Origin of the sequence: Marinospirillum insulare DSM 21763 (assembly GCF_000686905.1) — a bacterium.
GTDB classification, from domain to species: domain Bacteria; phylum Pseudomonadota; class Gammaproteobacteria; order Pseudomonadales; family Halomonadaceae; genus Marinospirillum; species Marinospirillum insulare.
On sequence record NZ_JMLW01000005.1, the window covers coordinates 101,630 to 119,462 of the forward strand.

Here is a 17,833-nt window from a genome sequence, read left to right on the forward strand (position 1 = left end):
ATAAAAACAATTTATTGTCGCAAAAAAAAACGCCCAACCTAAAGCGGCCAGGCGTTTCTTTAGTTGGCCGCAGCCAAAACTCCAAGTTTTAACGCTTAGAGAACTGTGGGCGCTTACGTGCTTTACGTAGACCAATCTTCTTACGTTCAACCATACGTGCATCACGGGTTACATAACCAGCAGTACGTAGTGAAGCGCGTAAAGATTCATCATAATCCATAAGTGCACGGGTAATACCGTGACGAATTGCCCCAGCCTGACCATTTGAACCACCACCAGATACGGTGATATTTAGGTCAAACTTAGCAGTTGAGTCAGTTAGCTCTAGCGGCTGCATAACAATCATTTGCGAAGTTTCACGGCAAAAGTATTCTTGCAGGCTAGATCCATTAATAGAAATTTTACCGCTACCTGGCTTTAAAAAAACACGAGCAGTAGAGGTTTTGCGACGGCCGGTGCCGTAGTTTTGATTAGCAGACATGACGACCTTCCGTTAAATATTCAGAGTTTGCGGTTGCTGAGCAGCATGCGGATGTTCCGCGCCGGCGTAAACTTTCAGCTTGGCAAACATTGCACGACCTAAAGGACCTTTAGGTAGCATACCTTTTACAGCACCCTGAATAACACGCTCAGGCGCATGATCAATCAGCTTTTCAAAGGACATTTCTTTAATGCCACCAGGGAAACCTGTATGACGATAATAGATTTTACCTTTAGCTTTGTTACCTGTTACGCGCACTTTTTCAGCATTGATGATAACTAGATAGTCACCAGTATCAACGTGAGGAGTGTATTCAGGCTTATGCTTACCGCGTAGACGGCGCGCTAGCTCAGTCGCTAGACGACCTAGCGTTTTATCTGTGGCATCTACCACATACCAGTCGCGCTTTACGCTTTCTGGTTTTGCAGAAACAGTGGTTTTCATTTAACTATCTACTCTTAGTAGGATCTTCACGACTTGCTGCAGGCATAAAGCACTGCTACAGATCGTACTGATCATTACCTATTTTTATTGGTTATCAGGTTAGTAGTATTAACTAGCACCTAATAACAAGTTGCCTTAGACACTTAACACTTTTCTAAGGAGCGCGGATTTTATACCACTTCTGTTATTTAGTCTAGGGCTTATGTTCTCTTGCTAAGTATTCGTGCGACTGCATTTCCAATAAGCGGCTTTTAGTTCGATCCATTTCAAAAGCTAGGCTGCCACCTGAGTAGATTTTATCGATACTGGCAGCAGCAGAAATAATGACTTTCACACTCCGATCATAAAACTCGTCAATTAAATTAATAAAGCGTCGTGTTTGATCGTCTTTTGCTACACCTAACTGAGGTACATCGGATAAAAACACTGTATGAAAAACTTTTGAAAGCTCAATATAGTCATACTGGCTTCTTGGGCCGTCACACAGTTCATCGAATTCAAACCATGCGATACCATCATGTACACGCCGTGCGACTATTTCTCGCCCATTAATAGTTATGGACTCGTTTCTGAGACCCTCAACCCTTGCCATTGCATCAAAACTTTTGTTTAAACTCTGATCTGCTGCTGCATCTAAGGGTGAATGATAGATTTCTGCTTGCGTCAAAGTACGTAGACGATAATCAACACCGCTATCAACATTTACCACTTCAGTGTAGTTTTTAAGTAAAGCGATAGCAGGTAAAAAACGCGAACGCTGCAAGCCGTTTTTGTACAAGTCATCAGGTAGAATATTCGAGGTAGTTACTAGCACCACGCCTTCATTGAACAAAGCCTCCATTAAATTACCTAGAATCATTGCATCAGTAATATCTTTTACATAAAACTCATCTAAACAGAGCACTTTAACTTCACCAGCTAACTGTTTAGCCACTAATTTAAGCGGGTTAGCCTGACCATCGTATTTCTTAAGGTCAGCATGAACTCGCTGCATAAAGCGGTGAAAATGACTACGCATTTTTTGTTCAAAAGGTAGGCATTCAAAAAATGTATCTACTAGGTAAGTTTTACCTCGCCCTACACCACCCCAAAAATACAGGCCTTTAATAGCTGGCGTGGTTTTCTTTTTAATCAAACGTGAAAACAACCCACTTGAAGAAGCAGTTTGTTCAGCCTGAACCAAATCATCATGCAGCCTTTGCAGATGCTCAACCGCAATTTTTTGAGCAGGATCAGACTTAAAACCTTCCCGCTTAAGGTCTTGTAGATAACGCTCCATGGGAGTCATGTACTTTTTACCCTTAGCCTCTGAATAGCCTTTCAATAAAGAATGAATCTATAGTGATCAAATAGAACTGCTGAATTATACGCTAGCCAAGTGACTCTTCCAAAGCCTGTAAGACCAAATATCCTTAGATGCCGAGCAGCAAGGCTTGACCTCTAGTCACATCTGACCGATATAATGTGCAAATATAACTGTAAGGCGGTATTTATTCGCCACCCATTTGAGGAGTTACACGTGAACTTTGCTGATATTCAATGGTTTTATATTCTTACATCCTTTTTAGTCGGTGGCCTTGTTGGTGCTTTGATTTATCGCAAGATGAATACCAGCGCTGTACAAAACACTAAAATTCGTCATCAACTGACTGAGCGTGAATTAGAGTTAAACCAAGTACGCGAAAGCCTTAATGACCACTTCTCACGCACAGCTAGCAGTTTAGCTTCATTGGGTAAGCAGCTACAAAGCATGGAAAGCCAGCTAGCTACCGATGCCAGTCAGCTCTGTAATGATGAAGGTGTATTAAAACGCTTAACAGGCCGAACTGAAGACCAAAAGAAGTTGGATCAAGCGGCAGAAAAGTGGAGCGCCAATGACTACCAGCCACCTCGTGACTATGCTTCCAATAAAGAAGGTGGAACCTTGTCTGAGAGCTTTCAGCAGCCAAGTTTCGAGCCCCCTAGAGATTATGACGCTGACAAGGTAGGCGGCACGCTAGCTGAAGACTTTGGCCTTAAACCTGAAGTGTTTGAGCCAAAAAAATCTTAAGCTGTCATTTAAAACACCTGTCAGCAAAAGCTTTAAACCTACCTGCTATCTATGCCATCAGCTGCAGGTAGGTAACTTTTACTAAACAGGGTTGGGTAGATCAATAAACTCGCATTCAACCTGCCACTGATTAGCTATCCACTCCCCTAAAGCTTTTACACCATAACGCTCCGTTGCATGGTGACCAGCTGCAAAGTAGTCAATACCCAGCTCTTGAGCCGCATGTAGGGTTTGCTCACTGACCTCGCCACTAATATAAGCATCAACTCCTAACTCTGCTGCTCGGTAAATACCCCCTTCTGCTGAACCGGTACACCAAGCCAAGGTTTTAATTTTTCGATCATGCCCGGCCAAATGTAGCGGTTGCTGACCAAGTTTAATGCTTAATTGCTCTGAAAAATCTTTAGCTGTTAAAGGCTGAGTCAATTCACCAACCAAACCTAAAGGCCAGCTAGGAGAATCCATCACACCTGTTACTGTCCAGTCCATCACCTCTGCCAACTGTTGATTATTACCTAATACAGGGTGAACATCTAAGGGTAGATGGTAAGCTATCAAACTAATATTATTGCGCATTAAAGCTGCTACTCGCCTACCTTTCATACCAACAAGTGGTTGCGCTTCACCCTTCCAAAAATAACCATGGTGAACTAACAAGGCATCAGCTTTACTTGCAATGGCTTTTTCTATAAGTGCTTGCGATGCCGTTACACCTGTTACAATTTTTCTTATTTGACTTTTCCCTTCAACTTGCAGGCCATTAGGGCAATAATCTTTAAAGTCCTCTACTTGTAGGTGCTTATCTAGGGATTCTACCAATTTACTTAATTCAATGGTCATACTAATCTTTACCTCAGTTCTTACCCGTTGTTTTATTTGTTACTGGCCCCAATTTCACTCAGCAAATCATTCATTAGTCAGGTAAAATTAGTCTACCTAAGCTTTGCTGGAGTTACTTCAATTCATGAAATTTTTAAAGCCACAACTTGTCTGGCCCTTAATTAGCGGTCTACTTTTTGCCGCTTTATTGCTACAAGCTTTTCCTAGCCTAACTGGTCAACCAGCAGCCAACCAAGCTTTGGCTGAAATTCATGCTAGCGAGCCACTGCTTGTTGCCCGCCAAGAAGGCCCAGTGTCTTATGCCTCTGCCGTGAGAATGGCTGCTCCAGCGGTAGTCAATATCTATACTACCAAGCTAGTTGCGCAACAAACCAACCCGTTTATGAATGACCCTTTCTTTCGGCATTTTTTTGGACAAGAAAGTCAGCCTAGCCAAAAACGTATGCAGTCTAGTCTAGGTTCAGGTGTTTTGGTCAGCAGTGAAGGTTATATTCTAACCAACCACCATGTAGTTAATAATGCCGATGAAATTCGTGTTGCTCTGCGTGATGGGCGTGAAACCTTTGCTCAAATCATAGGCAGTGATCCTGAATCTGATTTAGCCGTACTTAAAATTGAACTCGATAACCTACCCATGATTTCTCTTGCCTCTTCTGACACGCTAGAAGTCGGCGATGTAGTTTTAGCCATAGGCAACCCTTTCGGAGTTGGTCAAACAGTCACCCAAGGCATTATTAGCGCTTTAGGTCGCAATAGTTTAGGAATCAATACCTACGAAGATTTTATTCAAACCGATGCAGCCATTAACCCGGGTAACTCAGGTGGTGCACTCGTAAATCCCTACGGCCAATTACTCGGTATTAATACGGCTATTTTTACCCGCTCGGGTGGCTCACAAGGCATAGGCTTTGCCATTCCTTCTAATCTTGCTAAACAAATTATGTTGGATTTAATTAACGAAGGGTTTGTAGTGCGTGGTTGGATGGGTATTGAAGTGCAAGAACTAACCCCAGCTTTAGCTCAATCGCTACAGCTAGATGATGCTCAGGGTATTCTAGTGGCAGGGTTATTGCGTGGCGGACCAGCAGATAAAGCTGGTTTAAAGCCTGGCGATGTTATTACCCAAATCAACAATAGAAAGGTAGAAGGCGCTAGAGCTGCCATTAACTACATAGCCGGACTAAGACCTAATACTCAAGTTATGTTTAACATTAGTCGTAAAGGTCGAGAGCAAGCTTTAACTGCGACTATAGGCCAGCGTCCTACCAGCCCACAGCGCTAAAAAGAAAGTTATCAATCTTTGATACGGTAACGTGCAGAGCGAGCATGAGCAGTAAGGGATTCACCCTCAGCTAGCTCACTGGCTACCTTGCCCAAAGTGCTAGCACCCTCTGGTGAGCAGTAAATTAGTGAGGAACGTTTTTGGAAGTCATACACCCCTAAAGGTGAAGAAAACCTTGCTGTACCCGAAGTAGGCAAAACATGGTTAGGGCCGGCACAATAATCACCTATCGCTTCAGCAGTGTAACGCCCCATAAAGATTGCACCAGCATGGCGTATATTAGGTAACCAAGCATCCGGATCTTCTACCGACAGCTCTAAATGCTCTGGTGCTATACGGTTAATCAACTCAATGGCTTGCTCTTGATTTTCAACCTGAATTAAAGCACCACGATTTTGTAACGACGTTTTAATAATTGCTTCACGTTCCATGGTGGGCAATAGCTTGTTAATGCTTTGCTCAACTTTATCTAACCAGTCTGCATCCCAGCTAATAAGAATAGACTGAGCATCTTCATCGTGTTCCGCTTGTGAAAACAAATCCATCGCTATCCAGTCTGGATCAGTTTTACCATCACCAACCACTAAGATTTCTGATGGGCCAGCAATCATATCGATACCCACCTTCCCAAACACTTCTCGCTTGGCTGTAGCCACATAGATATTGCCTGGACCCACTATTTTATCTACCGCTGGCACACTTTCTGTACCATAAGCTAAGGCTGCAACAGCCTGCGCACCACCCAAGGCAAACACCCTAGTAGCGCCAGCTAGATAAGCTGCACCCAATACCAAGGGGTTTAATTCGCCCCTAGGTGCAGGTGCAACCATAATAATGTCTTTAACACCGGCAACCTTAGCGGGTAAAACATTCATTAAAACAGAGGAAGGGTAGGCTGCTTTACCACCAGGCACATAAACACCCACTCTATCTAAAGGCATCACCTGCTGCCCTAACAAGGTGCCATCTTCTTCAGTGTAATTCCACGATGGCTGTATTTGGTGCTCGTGATAGCCGGTCACTCGCTTAGCAGCCACTTCTAATGCTTCACGTCTTTTAGTCGGTAAACTTTCAAAAGCTGCCTTTAATTGCTGCTGAGAAATTTCTAGTTGTGAAAACTCAGTGGCTGGATGCTGGTCAAATTGTTGGGTAAAGGCTAAAACAGCTGCATCACCTTGTTGGCGAACATCTGCAATAATTTTATCTACCTGCTTTTGCACCTCAGCATTAGATACACCTTCCCAGGCTAATAGATGGTCTAGGTGAGTAGAAAAATCTGCACTGGATGCTTTTAATCTTCTTACAGCAAAGGGTGTCGAGGGCATTTTTGTTTCCAAAACAGCAAATGAATTAACTAGAAGTTGTTGAGCGTTTTTCAACTGCCAAGCGTAGGCGGTCTAAGAGTGGCTGTATTAACTGATACTTCATTTTCATTGATGCACGGTTAACAACTAGGCGTGAAGAAATATCAGCAATAAATTCACGCGGCTCTAAACCATTAGCTTTTAGGGTATTACCCGTATCAACAATATCAACGATTTCATCAGCTAACCCCATAATGGGTGCTAACTCCATACCACCGTAGAGCTTGATTAAATCAACTTGAATGCCTTGTTCGGCATACCAGCGCTTAGCCGTATTCACAAATTTGGTGGCAACTCGGCGACGACCTTCAGGTTGCTTAGCGCCAACAAGCGCTGCAGTCATTAGTTTGCAGCTGGCAATTTTTAAATCTAATGGCTCATACATACCACTACCGCCATGCTCTATTAACACATCTTTACCTGAGACACCTAAGTCTGCAGCACCTAGCTCAACATAGGTAGGTACATCGGCAGCGCGTATAATCAGTAAACGCACCCCAGGTAAATTAGTGTCAAAAATAAGCTTACGACTTTTACTAATATCTTCTGCTGGCTCTATGCCTGCATCTGCTAAAAGTGGCAGGGTATCATCTAGAATTCGCCCTTTTGAAAGGGCTAGCGTTAGACTTAATGGCATTATTTCTCTCGTTAATCTTTTATCAGGCAGCAATACGCTTTATTTTAGCGCCCAGCAACATTAGTTTTTCTTCAATACACTCGTAGCCACGGTCTATATGGTAAATGCGGTCAACCAGTGTATCGCCTTCTGCAACTAGGGCAGCGATAACTAAGCTTGCTGAAGCACGTAGATCAGTCGCCATAACAGGGGCGCCAGTTAACTTATCTACACCACGAATAATAGCGGTATTGCCTTCGACTTGAATGTCTGCACCCATACGTTGAATTTCTTGTACGTGCATAAAACGGTTTTCAAAAATAGTTTCTATAACGGTTCCCGTGCCTTCAGCAATAGCATTTAGCGCCATAAACTGCGCCTGCATATCGGTAGGAAAAGCAGGATAGGGTGCAGTTCTAATACTTACAGCTTTAGGACGCTTGCCGTGCATATCTAACTCTATCCAATCATCGCCCGAGGTAATGGTTGCGCCGGCTTCTTTTAGTTTAGTTAAAACAGCATCCAATATATCAACACGGGTATGCTTTATTTTTACTCGACCACGGGTAGCGGCACCTGCTACAAGAAACGTACCTGCTTCTATACGGTCAGCAACCACATTAAAATGACAGCCACTTAACTCAGCCACACCATCAATAATAATAGTGTCTGTACCTTCACCAGTAATTTTTGCGCCCATAGCATTTAAGAAGTCAGCCAAGTCAACTACTTCAGGTTCACGCGCGGCGTTTTCTAAAATCGTGCGACCTTCAGCAAGCACAGCGGCCATCATCAAGTTTTCTGTGCCCGTTACAGTCACCATATCAAACAAGATATGCGCACCCTGTAAACGGCCATTAACCTTACCGCGGATATAGCCTTCTTCAACACGAATATCGGCACCCATTTGCTTTAAGCCGTCTAGGTGTAAATTCACGGGGCGACTGCCTATTGCACAACCACCAGGCAAAGAAACTTCAGCTTTTCCAAAGCGAGCCATTAAAGGACCTAGCACCAGAATGGAAGCTCGCATGGTTTTAACTAACTCGTAGGGCGCAACGCAGTTATCTAGGTAACTTGCATCTAACTCAAGCGACATTTTCTCATCTACAACAGCCTGTACACCCATACCACCTAAAAGTTCTATCATGGTAGTAATGTCATGCAAGTGAGGTAGATTGCCGATAGACACGGGCCCATCAACCAATAGGCTAGCAGCTAAGATAGGTAAGGCTGAGTTTTTTGCACCAGAAATCCACACTTCACCATCTAGGGGGTGTCCCCCAGTTATTAGTAGTTTATCCATACTTATATTAGGGCCTTAAAATGCCTGTAAATCTTTAACTTTTGCCCATTGTTCTGGGGTGTAGGTTTTTAATGCCATAGCATGCAGCTTGTCTGTTGCAAACTCTTCACTCAGTGCAGAAAAAACTAGCTGCTGCTTTTTAACAGGACTAGGTAAGCTAGCAAACACCTCACCTATAGCCACTACTTCAAAATGCCGCCCATCATCACCCTTAACAATAAATTCACACTCTGGGATACGGCTCTCTAACAATTCTTTCAAGGTCTGGGCTTGCATGATTACTCCTTATTAAATAAACAGCAGCTGCTTAAATACTTTATAGCTAAATTCTTAGGCATAATAACTGAAAAGGTACCTCTTGGGCACCTTAGCTAGGTTCTTTAGTGTTAAAGACTAGAGGTAAGAGGTTCTCTAAATGGCTTAATTCAGCAATTTTTTGTAACTCAAAGGATGCATCTACCAAGCTAAGCTGAGCACCTAAACTTAAGCAGCGACGCTGCCAAGCCAGCAAAACTAGAAGTAAAGCCGAGCCCCCTCTAGCTTCCTTTAAAGATACCTGTACTTTTTTTGTATGGGCTTGTATTTTTAATGCTTCAGCTAGCTTTTCGGCAGTAGCAAATTCTACCCGACCTGTTAAAGACCAGTTATTCAAGCTTAGCTCCTGCAACCTAGTCATTACTCAACCTCACCTTTCTTAAGTTCTCCTAAGGTTTGTTCTGGCGACCAGTTAGCAATAACTGCATCAAAATCTCGATTCTTTTCACGCATAGCACGATCAAACTGGCTATTGAAAGTTAAACCAAGGTTTACCCCGTTAACTATTAGGTTAATGATCTTCCATTCGTCAGCGTGTAAACGTAGCGTAAAAATAATCGGAATACGCTCTCCACCTTTGGCGACAACGTCTAAAGCAATATTATCTTGGTCTTCATAGCGTGTTTCACCCTCTTTTATTTGCAAGTCAAATTCTTGGTAATCAAAGTTCATCAAACCCTGACCAAAAGTTTTAACAAGCGTCTCTTGAAAGGTGGCTGCAAAGTCTGTCCGTTGCTGAGGTGTGGCAGCACGAAAATAACGTCCACCCATGACTCGCGCACTGATATAGCGAAAATTAACATAGGGTTGCAGCACTCTATCTAGGTCAACATAAAGCTGGTTAGGCTGCTGATCATAAACAGTTTTATTTGCTTCAAATACTTCGGTTAAATCTGCAATACCTCGCTCTACCACCTGTTTAGATGACAGAGCTTCATTAGCGCCTGCTTGATTAGCTATTAACCCCAACAATAGTAAGCTGGTATAAAAAAACCTCATAACTTTTACTTAGTCTCTAGTTGAATTAGAAATGAACTGGTTGACCAATTGTTCTAAGATGAGTGCAGACTGAGTGTCTTTCAAGGTGTCGCCTTGGGCTAACCAAGCCTCATCTATACCTGGCGTTAAACTAATGTAATTATCACCTAGTAAACCCGACGTTTGAATGGCTGCCGCTGTATCCTTACTTAACTTATTCACCAAACTATCCTCTAACTGCATAGTCACACAAGCTTCAAACCACTGGTGATCTAAGTTAATAGCAGCCACTCGCCCAACAGTTACACCTGCCAAGGTAACCCTTGATCTAGGCTTCAACCCGCCAATATCACCAAAACATGCCTGAACCTCAAAACCATTTCGCTCAGAAGTTTGCGCTAAGCCGCTCACCTTAAAAGCTAAAAACAATAAAGCTGCTAGACCTAAGAGCATAAACGCCCCTACAGAAACCTCTATCCAGCGTTGATTACGCATTTTTTAATCCACCCACTTATAAGTTACTAAACATCAATGCAGTTAGAACAAAATCTAGCCCCAATACAGCTAAAGACGAATAAACGACAGTTCGCGTTGTAGCAAGACTGATACCTTCAGAAGTTGGTACTAAATCATAACCTTGAAATACGGCTATCCAGGTTACTACCAGTGCAAAAACCAAACTTTTAATTACACCATTAAGCACATCTGCCTGAAAAGAAACCGATGACTGCATATTGCTCCAAAATGCACCTTCATCAACACCTAGCCAGTCAACCCCTACCAGCCAACCTCCCCAAACCCCTACAAAGGTAAAAATAATGGTTAGGATGGGTAGAGCTACAAAACCTGCCAACAACCTAGGAGCAATAATGCGCCTTAAAGGGTCTACACCTATCATTTCTAGGCTTGCTAGTTGCTCTGTCGCTTTCATCAACCCTATTTCGGCCGTGAGTGCAGATCCAGCACGACCAGCAAATAACAAGGCAGCTACAACAGGGGCTAACTCACGCGTTAAACTTAGCGCCACCATTTGCCCTAAAGCTTGCTCAGCACCAAAATCAACTAAAATTGTATAGCCCTGTAAAGCGAGCACCATGCCAATAAACAAGCCCGCCACTAATATAATAATTAACGATAAAACACCCACTGAATAAATTTGCCGTAACCAGAGGGTAAAAGCTTCGCTTGTTTTGGGTAACCCAGCTAAAGACTGAAAGATAAACACACCAGAGCGCCCAAAAGCGCTCGTCAAATTCAAACCATAACGCCCTAGGCTAGCAAGCCAATCAAGCATAACTAGATTCCTCTTGAGCAAATAAATCATCAGCAAAGCTAACCGCAGGGTAATTGAAAGCAACCGGACCATCAGCAAGCCCGCCAATAAACTGACGCACATCAGCCTGTAAAGATGCTTCTAATTCTGCTGGCGTGCCTTCTGCAATTACCCTACCCTCAGCCAAAATATAGGCATAGTCTGCAATAGAAAAAGTTTCTGCCAAGTCATGTGAAACAATAATTGAGGTTAACCCCAAAGCTTTATTCAAGCGTTGAACTAGCTGGACTAATACGCCCATAGAAATAGGATCTTGGCCAGCAAAAGGTTCATCATACATGAGAAGCTCAGGGTCTAAAGCCACAGCTCTAGCTAAGGCAACACGCCTCGCCATACCACCCGATAGCTCGGCAGGCATTAAGTCTCTTGCGCCACGCAAGCCAACAGCTTCAAGCTTAATAAGCACTAAATCTTTTATCATGCTGGCAGGCAAGTTAGTATGCACACGCAGAGGAAAGGCGACATTATCGAAGACTGACATATCAGTAAACAAGGCACCCGACTGAAACAGCACACCCATACGGCTACGCAATTCAAATAAACTTTTACGCCCCAAACCTGCCAATGGTTGCCCAAAAACTTCTATAGAACCTTTCGACGGCTGTAGCTGTCCACCTAAAAGGTGCAAGAGGGTTGTTTTACCTGTTCCGCTAGGCCCTAAAATTGCGGTTATTTTGCCTTTACGCAAAGTTAAGTTAACACCAGAAAAAATGGCTTTGTCACCACGACTAAAATGTAAATCTTTAACTTTAACCAATTCATCTTGCATTAAACTCTCCAGCCAGAAGTCATAGAAGAAAGCGTCAAAAAAGCTATAATGCTAAAGCTAGCTACTCTTGCTCACCAATAATTGCTCACCAGTAAAACACTCAGGGATACCCAGTTAGTTATGACCACTACCGATTACCTTGCTTCAGCCCGTCGTACACTCAACTTAGAAATAGAAGCCCTACAAGAAGTTTTATTCAATTTAGATCAAAACTTTATTGCAGCCTGCGAACTTATCTTAGCCTGCAAAGGGCGCATTATTGTTAGCGGCATGGGTAAATCAGGCCATATCGGTCATAAAATTGCCGCCACCCTCGCCAGCACAGGAACACCCGCATTTTTTATGCATCCAGGCGAAGCTAGCCATGGTGACTTAGGTATGGTTACCCGCAGTGATCTGGTTTTAGCCTTATCTAACTCAGGCGAAACCCATGAAGTCACCTCTTTACTACCACTCTTAAAACGCTTAGGCATCCCCATTATTGGACTAACCGGAGCGCCGCATTCTACCCTAGCACAAGAAGCTAATATACACCTTAACGCCTCTATCAGCCGAGAAGCCTGCCCACTTAACCTTGCACCCACTTCAAGTACAACAGCAGCGCTTGTACTAGGTGACGCCCTAGCAATAGCACTACTAGAAGCTAGAGGGTTTGGGCCAGATGACTTTGCTCTTTCCCACCCGGGCGGCAGCTTAGGTCGTAAACTCCTTTTACGTGTAAGCGATATTATGCATACAGAGGAAGCGCTACCTAAAATATTAGTGACCGCCAGCCTAAGAGAAGCCCTGCTAGAAATGACCCAAAAGGGTTTAGGTTTTACCTGCGTAGTCGACGAACAGCAAAATCTGCTAGGTGTTTATACAGATGGCGACTTACGCCGCACCCTAGATAAAAACTTGGATTTGCGTGATATACAAGTGGCCGACGTTATGACAAAAAGTAGCAAATCTATTCAGGCAGACTTACTAGCTGCTGAAGCCGTTTTATTAATGGAGGAAAACAAAATTAGCGCCCTACCTGTTATGGACAAAAACCAACGCCTGGTTGGTGCTTTAAACATGCATGACTTACTTAAAGCTGGGGTGATTTAATTTTGAACTTATCTGCTATAGTAACCGCCCAAGTCATAAGCAGTTATTTTTATACCCCTTGTAAATGAGCCACCATGGATATCACAGAGAATTTATTAGACAAACTTCGCCCCATTCGCTTAATGGTTTTAGATGTAGACGGTGTACTCACCGATGGCAGCTTATTTTTTCATGCCAATGGCGGACAAGAAAGCAAAGCATTTAACACCCAAGATGGCCAAGGCATTAAGCTACTTCAAGCCAGTGGTGTAAAAATGGCCATAATAACTGGACGGGTATCCAAAGTTGTTAGCCTACGCGCAGAAGCTTTAAGCATAGAGCACACTCTTCTAGGGCGCGAAGACAAAATTACCGCCTTAAGTGAAATAGTTAACGAGCTTAACTTAGACTGGTCTCAAGTCGGTTACTGTGGTGACGACCTACCCGACCTAGCTGCCATCCGTAAAGCTGGCTTTGGCGCCAGCGTTGCCAATGCTCCCAGCTATATTCAACAATACAGTGATTACACCACTCAGCGTGAAGGTGGCAAGGGTGCAGTGAGAGAAATCACTGATTTAATAATGCAGGCTCAAGGAACTTGGCAAGCCTGTATAGATCACTACCTCTACAATCTGCGCGCTCATTAACTAGCCCATGCGTAGTTTTCCATCACTAGGAAAAATAGGTGCTTTACTGGCACTTATTGCACTAGGTATTTTAGTGGTCGGCATTCAAGACTTAAGCCTAAAGCCACCCAGAGCCAGCTTACCTCAGCAGCATGGCGAGCCAGACTATTACATTGAAAACGCACGCCTAACCCGTTTTGATGCTGAAGGTAAACGTTTGCAAATTCTTAACTCTGTTGAAGCGACCCACTACCCTGAAAAAGACCTAACTCAGTTCGACAGCCCGCTTATGTATCATTACAGCGAAGATGGGCAAGTATGGCGTGTGGTTGCAGAGCGGGCTGAAAACCTAAATAAAAATGATATTTACCTTGAAGACAAGGTCATTATCACGCCACTCAACCCAGATTCAGCCTACCTACCCGAGTTTTTTACAGACCGCTTATGGGTAGACAATCAAACCAACTTTGCTCACACAGAAGATCCTGTTAGCTTTATAAGCCCTAGTGGAAAAACTACCGGAAAAGGGTTTCAGCTCAACCTAGACACAGGGCTAGCAGAAATTCTTCAAAAAACCCAAGGCAGCTACCTACCTGCACCAGCCAACCAAGGTACTGAACTATGACCACAACAGCTTATCGGCCTAATAAGCTAAGCACTTTTATATTGTTCACCCTAGTCTTTATTGTGACAGAAGCTAAAGCGCTACCCGAAGATAGAGAGCTGCCCCTGCAAGTTAAAGCACAAAGCATGCAATGGAATAACCAACAGCAACAAGCCACCTACCAAGGTGACGTTGAAGTGCATCAAGGTGAGCTCGTTATAGAAGCAGCGAATTTAAAAATACTACGCACGACCACTGGCGAATTAAAACAGGCAGTGGCAAATACACCTAAAGGCCAAGCCTATATGCGTGACCTGCCAGACCCAATAAAACCCGAAGTAGAAGCTTGGGGAGAAGTGATTGATTACCTACCTTCTCAAGACCTAGTTATTTTAACTGGTCAAGCACGGCTTATTCAGGGCACAGACAGCTTTACTGGTCATAAGTTAGTTTACAATCTAGTAACCCAAGACATTCAAGCCGAACAAAAATCTTCTAGTGACACAAGAGTTGAAGTTATTCTAACGCCCGCTCCTAAAGGAGCAGAAAAATGACAAAATGCTTACAAGCCAATAACTTGCAAAAAAGTTATAAAGGCCGCAAGGTAGTTAAGGATATTAGCCTAACCATCAACCAAGGTGAGATAGTTGGCTTACTTGGCCCCAATGGAGCAGGCAAAACCACTTCTTTTTATATGGTTGTTGGGTTAGTTAGATCTGATGCAGGCAGTGTATTTTTAGATGGTAAAGATATTACCCAACTACCCATGCACGGTAGAGCTAGAGCTGGGCTAGGTTACTTACCACAAGAAGCTTCGGTTTTTCGTAAACTAAGTGTAGAAAATAACCTTATGGCTATTTTAGAACTACGCAAAGAACTCAGTAAAACTCAACGAACAGCACTGCTTGAAGAATTACTAAATGAGTTTTCAATAACACATATACGCAAAAGCAAAGGAATGAGTCTTTCAGGTGGTGAAAGGCGCAGAGTAGAAATAGCTCGGGCACTCGCTACAGAACCTGATTTTATTTTATTAGATGAACCCTTTGCAGGTGTAGACCCTATTTCAGTTGCAGAAATTATGGGAATCATACGTCAGTTACAGAAAAGGAATATCGGCGTATTAATTACCGACCACAATGTTCGTGAAACCTTAGAAATTTGCGAAAGAGCTTACATTGTTAGCGATGGTGCAATCATTGCTCAGGGTAATGCAGAGCAAATTTTAGCTAATGCAGACGTTAGAAGGGTTTACCTCGGTGAACAATTTAAGATATAACCTCTCCTAAATACTGGCATAAAAATTGCTACCTTAGATCGCATCAATGGGCTTAACTCTTATGTCTATGAAACCCAGCCTTGGGCTGAACGTCTCACAGAATCTAGTAATAACACCACAGTTACAGCAGGCTATTTACTTGCTGCAACTTTCCACGCTTGATTTACAACAAGAAATTCAACAAGCCCTAGAAGCCAACCCATTACTAGAACTAGAAGAACACCAAGAAGAGCTGCAGGTCGCTACAGACCCCTTTGATACAGCCACACGTGAAGCTAAAAAAGCAGAAGAGCAGCAAGAAGCAACACCCACAGAAATGAACCAGTGGGAAGAAAAAAACCTACCCGATGAGCTAGCCGTAGATACCAAATGGGACGATGTTTATAGCCATGACTACAGCCCCAGTTCTGGCGGTGGTGCAAGCCCAGAAGATTACGAAGACTATGCCCGAGACACTGCAGCCACAACCCTGGCAGACCATCTACTCTGGCAACTTAACCTAAATATACACAACTCAACCGATCATTTAATTGGTGAAACCTTAATAGATAGCATTAATACCGAAGGCTATCTACGTGATGATTTAGACTCCATAACAGAGGGTCTACAAAAGCAAAATAGCCAACTGGCCGAACTCACTACAGCAGAAGTACATTCCGTACTCAAGTTAATTCAACGCTTTGATCCACCAGGCATAGGCGCTAGGGATTTAAAAGAATGCCTTGCTTTACAGCTAGAACAACTAGCAGCTGACACGCCTTACCTTAACCAAGCTATTAAATTAGTAGACCAATACTTAGAAGTTCTAGCAGCAAAAGACTACCGCTTTTTAATGCGCCGCCTAAAATTAAGCGATGAAGATGAACTTCATGAAGTGATAAGCCTAATACAACAACTTAACCCGCGGCCGGGTAACAGCATAGAAAGCGAAACTTCTAGCTACATTATTCCCGACCTACTGCTTAGTCGTACCACCAGTGGCTGGCAAGTAGAGCTTAACCCAGACAGCCAACCTAAATTACGTGTACAAGCCAATTACACAGACTTAATAAATAGAGCTGACTCTACAGCAACCAAAGACTACCTTAAAGGCCACCACCGCGATGCTCAATGGCTAATTAAAAGCCTGCAAAGCCGTAGTGAAACCCTGCTTAAAGTAGGTAGCAAAATTGTTGAACGCCAACAAGAGTTTTTAGAAAAAGGGGATGAGTTTATGGTGCCTATGGTATTAGCAGACATTGCTGACGCTATAGAAATGCATGAATCCACTGTGTCACGCGCAACCACTCAAAAGTATATGCACACCCCACGCGGTATCTATGAATTAAAATACTTTTTCTCTAGCCATGTTTCTACCAGTGAAGGGGGCGAAGCCTCCTCAACAGCCATACGCGCCATGCTAAAAAAGCTCATAGCAGATGAACCACCAAGAAAACCACTTTCTGACAACAAGCTAGCCAACCTATTAGCAGACAATGGCATACAAATAGCTAGGCGTACTGTTGCCAAATACCGTGAAGCAATGAACATTCCGCCTTCCAGTGAAAGAAAGCGCCTTCGCTAACCACCTTTCAACCAGCAAAATAAGTCAAGTGTTATTTTGTTGCATTCAGCCCTTATCAGGGCTTTGTTTTATGATAAAAACCGTTACAATGAAAGAGCAATAACTCAATTCTAAGGAGTGCTACATGCAAATTAATATTACTGGTCACCACGTTGAACTAACACCCGCATTGCGTGAGTTTGTAGAAAACAAGTTCGCTAAATTAGAACGTTTCTTTGATCAAATTATCAGCATTCAAGTTACTCTAACCATTGACAAGTTACGTCAAATTGCTGAGTCAGACATAAAAATTGCAGGTGGTGATGTTCACGCCTCATCAGAAAGCGAAGACATGTATGCCTCTATAGACCAACTAATGGACAAGTTAGAGCGCCAACTGATTAAACACAAAGAAAAAACCCAAGCTCGCCAGCAAGGCGCAACTCACTGAACGGTTCCACCTGTCCAACATGCAGATTAACGAAATACTGACCCTAGAGCGCACCTTATTTGGTGTGCCTGGGGGCAGCAAAAAACGTGTACTTGAGTACTTCAGTAAATTTATATCCCAACAAAATCCTCAGCTAGATGCTGAGGAAATTTTTTCTAGGCTCATTGCCAGAGAACGCTTGGGTAGTACAGGCATAGGTGATGGCGTAGCACTACCCCATTGCCGCAGTAGCCAGTGCACAGAAGCTGTCGGTACCTTTATACGCCTCAGAGATAAAATTGACTTTGATGCAATTGATGGACAACCCGTAGATCTAATTTTCTTACTTCTAGTGCCCGAAGAAGCGAATGAAGCCCATCTACAAACCCTAGCCTTACTTGCCGAACGCTTTTCAAATGAAGAGTTACGCAAAGAGCTACGTAAAACTGACCAGCCTGAGCAGCTGTATCAACTCATTAGCTCACCAACCAATGCTTAACCA

General features: G+C 43.3%; 23 protein-coding genes. 10 read left to right on the forward strand and 13 right to left on the reverse strand.

Going from position 1 to position 17,833, the window contains the following annotated elements; genetic code table 11:
* Positions 1–88: 88 nt before the first annotated feature.
* The 3 genes from rpsI to zapE form a co-directional block, all read right to left on the reverse strand.
* The gene (gene rpsI, locus BP27_RS0102890) at positions 89–481 is read right to left on the reverse strand and encodes a 30S ribosomal protein S9 (RefSeq protein WP_027850270.1); all 393 of its coding nucleotides are present in this window, start codon (positions 479–481) and stop codon (positions 89–91) included.
* Positions 482–493: 12 nt separating this feature from the next.
* Positions 494–925, reverse strand: coding sequence for a 50S ribosomal protein L13 (gene rplM, locus BP27_RS0102895; protein ID WP_027849484.1), 432 nt, complete (start codon positions 923–925; stop codon positions 494–496).
* Positions 926–1,118: 193 nt separating this feature from the next.
* Positions 1,119–2,213, reverse strand: coding sequence for a cell division protein ZapE (zapE, locus tag BP27_RS0102900; RefSeq protein WP_027850271.1), 1,095 nt, complete (start codon positions 2,211–2,213; stop codon positions 1,119–1,121).
* Positions 2,214–2,444: 231 nt separating this feature from the next.
* On the opposite strand from zapE, the gene BP27_RS0102905 reads away from it, so the two are divergent.
* Entirely contained in the window at positions 2,445–2,975 is a 531-nt protein-coding gene (locus BP27_RS0102905) for a Z-ring associated ZapG family protein (protein WP_027850272.1), read from the forward strand.
* A gap of 81 nt (positions 2,976–3,056) precedes the next feature.
* On the opposite strand, the gene BP27_RS0102910 is transcribed toward BP27_RS0102905, so the two are convergent.
* Positions 3,057–3,815: a Nif3-like dinuclear metal center hexameric protein gene (locus BP27_RS0102910; protein WP_027850273.1), complete on the reverse strand. Its 759-nt coding sequence runs from the start codon at positions 3,813–3,815 to the stop codon at positions 3,057–3,059.
* 124 nt (positions 3,816–3,939) lie between these two features.
* On the opposite strand from BP27_RS0102910, the gene BP27_RS0102915 reads away from it, so the two are divergent.
* A complete protein-coding gene (locus BP27_RS0102915; protein WP_027850274.1) occupies positions 3,940–5,097 on the forward strand; it encodes a Do family serine endopeptidase in 1,158 nt (385 codons plus the stop codon).
* Positions 5,098–5,108: 11 nt separating this feature from the next.
* On the opposite strand, the gene hisD is transcribed toward BP27_RS0102915, so the two are convergent.
* From hisD to BP27_RS0102960, 9 genes are all read right to left on the reverse strand, one after another.
* On the reverse strand, positions 5,109–6,422 hold the full coding sequence (hisD, locus tag BP27_RS0102920) for a histidinol dehydrogenase (RefSeq protein WP_036239199.1): 1,314 nt from the start codon (positions 6,420–6,422) through the stop codon (positions 5,109–5,111).
* A 25-nt stretch (positions 6,423–6,447) separates the two neighbouring features.
* Positions 6,448–7,098, reverse strand: a complete 651-nt coding sequence (gene hisG, locus BP27_RS0102925; protein ID WP_027850276.1) for an ATP phosphoribosyltransferase — start codon at positions 7,096–7,098, stop codon at positions 6,448–6,450.
* Positions 7,099–7,120: 22 nt separating this feature from the next.
* Complete coding sequence (gene murA, locus BP27_RS0102930; RefSeq protein WP_027850277.1) at positions 7,121–8,383, reverse strand: UDP-N-acetylglucosamine 1-carboxyvinyltransferase; 1,263 nt, start codon at positions 8,381–8,383, stop codon at positions 7,121–7,123.
* 15 nt (positions 8,384–8,398) lie between these two features.
* Positions 8,399–8,659, reverse strand: a complete 261-nt coding sequence (locus BP27_RS0102935; RefSeq protein WP_027850278.1) for a BolA family protein — start codon at positions 8,657–8,659, stop codon at positions 8,399–8,401.
* A 91-nt stretch (positions 8,660–8,750) separates the two neighbouring features.
* Positions 8,751–9,035, reverse strand: coding sequence for an STAS domain-containing protein (locus tag BP27_RS0102940; RefSeq protein ID WP_160169812.1), 285 nt, complete (start codon positions 9,033–9,035; stop codon positions 8,751–8,753).
* Positions 9,036–9,058: 23 nt separating this feature from the next.
* Positions 9,059–9,697: an MlaC/ttg2D family ABC transporter substrate-binding protein gene (locus tag BP27_RS0102945; protein WP_027850280.1), complete on the reverse strand. Its 639-nt coding sequence runs from the start codon at positions 9,695–9,697 to the stop codon at positions 9,059–9,061.
* A gap of 9 nt (positions 9,698–9,706) precedes the next feature.
* The gene (mlaD, locus tag BP27_RS0102950; protein WP_027850281.1) at positions 9,707–10,171 is read right to left on the reverse strand and encodes an outer membrane lipid asymmetry maintenance protein MlaD; all 465 of its coding nucleotides are present in this window, start codon (positions 10,169–10,171) and stop codon (positions 9,707–9,709) included.
* A gap of 16 nt (positions 10,172–10,187) precedes the next feature.
* Entirely contained in the window at positions 10,188–10,970 is a 783-nt protein-coding gene (gene mlaE / locus BP27_RS0102955; RefSeq protein ID WP_027850282.1) for a lipid asymmetry maintenance ABC transporter permease subunit MlaE, read from the reverse strand.
* Complete coding sequence (locus tag BP27_RS0102960) at positions 10,963–11,778, reverse strand: ABC transporter ATP-binding protein (protein ID WP_036239203.1); 816 nt, start codon at positions 11,776–11,778, stop codon at positions 10,963–10,965. Before BP27_RS0102960 ends, mlaE begins: the two co-directional genes overlap by 8 nt.
* A 120-nt stretch (positions 11,779–11,898) precedes the next feature.
* Between BP27_RS0102960 and BP27_RS0102965 the strand changes: the two genes are divergently transcribed.
* From BP27_RS0102965 to ptsN, 8 genes are all read left to right on the forward strand, one after another.
* The gene (locus tag BP27_RS0102965) at positions 11,899–12,870 is read left to right on the forward strand and encodes a KpsF/GutQ family sugar-phosphate isomerase (RefSeq protein WP_027850284.1); all 972 of its coding nucleotides are present in this window, start codon (positions 11,899–11,901) and stop codon (positions 12,868–12,870) included.
* Positions 12,871–12,944: 74 nt separating this feature from the next.
* The gene (locus tag BP27_RS0102970; protein WP_027850285.1) at positions 12,945–13,496 is read left to right on the forward strand and encodes a KdsC family phosphatase; all 552 of its coding nucleotides are present in this window, start codon (positions 12,945–12,947) and stop codon (positions 13,494–13,496) included.
* Between the two features lie 7 nt (positions 13,497–13,503).
* Complete coding sequence (lptC, locus tag BP27_RS16645) at positions 13,504–14,100, forward strand: LPS export ABC transporter periplasmic protein LptC (protein WP_051610197.1); 597 nt, start codon at positions 13,504–13,506, stop codon at positions 14,098–14,100.
* Positions 14,097–14,633 (forward strand): lipopolysaccharide transport periplasmic protein LptA, encoded by a 537-nt coding sequence (gene lptA, locus BP27_RS0102980; protein WP_027850286.1) that lies wholly within the window; start codon positions 14,097–14,099, stop codon positions 14,631–14,633. The genes lptC and lptA overlap by 4 nt, the downstream gene beginning before the upstream one ends.
* The gene (gene lptB / locus BP27_RS0102985; RefSeq protein WP_027850287.1) at positions 14,630–15,358 is read left to right on the forward strand and encodes an LPS export ABC transporter ATP-binding protein; all 729 of its coding nucleotides are present in this window, start codon (positions 14,630–14,632) and stop codon (positions 15,356–15,358) included. The genes lptA and lptB overlap by 4 nt, the downstream gene beginning before the upstream one ends.
* A 61-nt stretch (positions 15,359–15,419) precedes the next feature.
* The gene (locus BP27_RS0102990; protein WP_342665785.1) at positions 15,420–16,922 is read left to right on the forward strand and encodes an RNA polymerase factor sigma-54; all 1,503 of its coding nucleotides are present in this window, start codon (positions 15,420–15,422) and stop codon (positions 16,920–16,922) included.
* Positions 16,923–17,046: 124 nt separating this feature from the next.
* Positions 17,047–17,352, forward strand: coding sequence for a ribosome hibernation promoting factor (hpf, locus tag BP27_RS0102995; RefSeq protein ID WP_027850289.1), 306 nt, complete (start codon positions 17,047–17,049; stop codon positions 17,350–17,352).
* A gap of 19 nt (positions 17,353–17,371) precedes the next feature.
* On the forward strand, positions 17,372–17,830 hold the full coding sequence (gene ptsN, locus BP27_RS0103000; RefSeq protein ID WP_027850290.1) for a PTS IIA-like nitrogen regulatory protein PtsN: 459 nt from the start codon (positions 17,372–17,374) through the stop codon (positions 17,828–17,830).
* Positions 17,831–17,833: the final 3 nt, after the last annotated feature.

Coding starts and splice junctions, on each gene's coding strand:
- rpsI (WP_027850270.1), bottom strand. CDS start 481: ATGTCTGCTAATCAAAACTACGGCACCGGCCGTCGCAAAACCTCTACT.
- rplM (WP_027849484.1), bottom strand. CDS start 925: ATGAAAACCACTGTTTCTGCAAAACCAGAAAGCGTAAAGCGCGACTGG.
- zapE (WP_027850271.1), bottom strand. CDS start 2,213: ATGACTCCCATGGAGCGTTATCTACAAGACCTTAAGCGGGAAGGTTTT.
- BP27_RS0102910 (WP_027850273.1), bottom strand. CDS start 3,815: ATGACCATTGAATTAAGTAAATTGGTAGAATCCCTAGATAAGCACCTA.
- BP27_RS0102915 (WP_027850274.1), top strand. CDS start 3,940: ATGAAATTTTTAAAGCCACAACTTGTCTGGCCCTTAATTAGCGGTCTA.
- hisD (WP_036239199.1), bottom strand. CDS start 6,422: ATGCCCTCGACACCCTTTGCTGTAAGAAGATTAAAAGCATCCAGTGCA.
- hisG (WP_027850276.1), bottom strand. CDS start 7,098: ATGCCATTAAGTCTAACGCTAGCCCTTTCAAAAGGGCGAATTCTAGAT.
- murA (WP_027850277.1), bottom strand. CDS start 8,383: ATGGATAAACTACTAATAACTGGGGGACACCCCCTAGATGGTGAAGTG.
- BP27_RS0102935 (WP_027850278.1), bottom strand. CDS start 8,659: ATGCAAGCCCAGACCTTGAAAGAATTGTTAGAGAGCCGTATCCCAGAG.
- BP27_RS0102945 (WP_027850280.1), bottom strand. CDS start 9,697: ATGAGGTTTTTTTATACCAGCTTACTATTGTTGGGGTTAATAGCTAAT.
- mlaD (WP_027850281.1), bottom strand. CDS start 10,171: ATGCGTAATCAACGCTGGATAGAGGTTTCTGTAGGGGCGTTTATGCTC.
- mlaE (WP_027850282.1), bottom strand. CDS start 10,970: ATGCTTGATTGGCTTGCTAGCCTAGGGCGTTATGGTTTGAATTTGACG.
- BP27_RS0102960 (WP_036239203.1), bottom strand. CDS start 11,778: ATGCAAGATGAATTGGTTAAAGTTAAAGATTTACATTTTAGTCGTGGT.
- BP27_RS0102965 (WP_027850284.1), top strand. CDS start 11,899: ATGACCACTACCGATTACCTTGCTTCAGCCCGTCGTACACTCAACTTA.
- BP27_RS0102970 (WP_027850285.1), top strand. CDS start 12,945: ATGGATATCACAGAGAATTTATTAGACAAACTTCGCCCCATTCGCTTA.
- lptC (WP_051610197.1), top strand. CDS start 13,504: ATGCGTAGTTTTCCATCACTAGGAAAAATAGGTGCTTTACTGGCACTT.
- lptA (WP_027850286.1), top strand. CDS start 14,097: ATGACCACAACAGCTTATCGGCCTAATAAGCTAAGCACTTTTATATTG.
- lptB (WP_027850287.1), top strand. CDS start 14,630: ATGACAAAATGCTTACAAGCCAATAACTTGCAAAAAAGTTATAAAGGC.
- BP27_RS0102990 (WP_342665785.1), top strand. CDS start 15,420: ATGTCTATGAAACCCAGCCTTGGGCTGAACGTCTCACAGAATCTAGTA.
- hpf (WP_027850289.1), top strand. CDS start 17,047: ATGCAAATTAATATTACTGGTCACCACGTTGAACTAACACCCGCATTG.
- ptsN (WP_027850290.1), top strand. CDS start 17,372: ATGCAGATTAACGAAATACTGACCCTAGAGCGCACCTTATTTGGTGTG.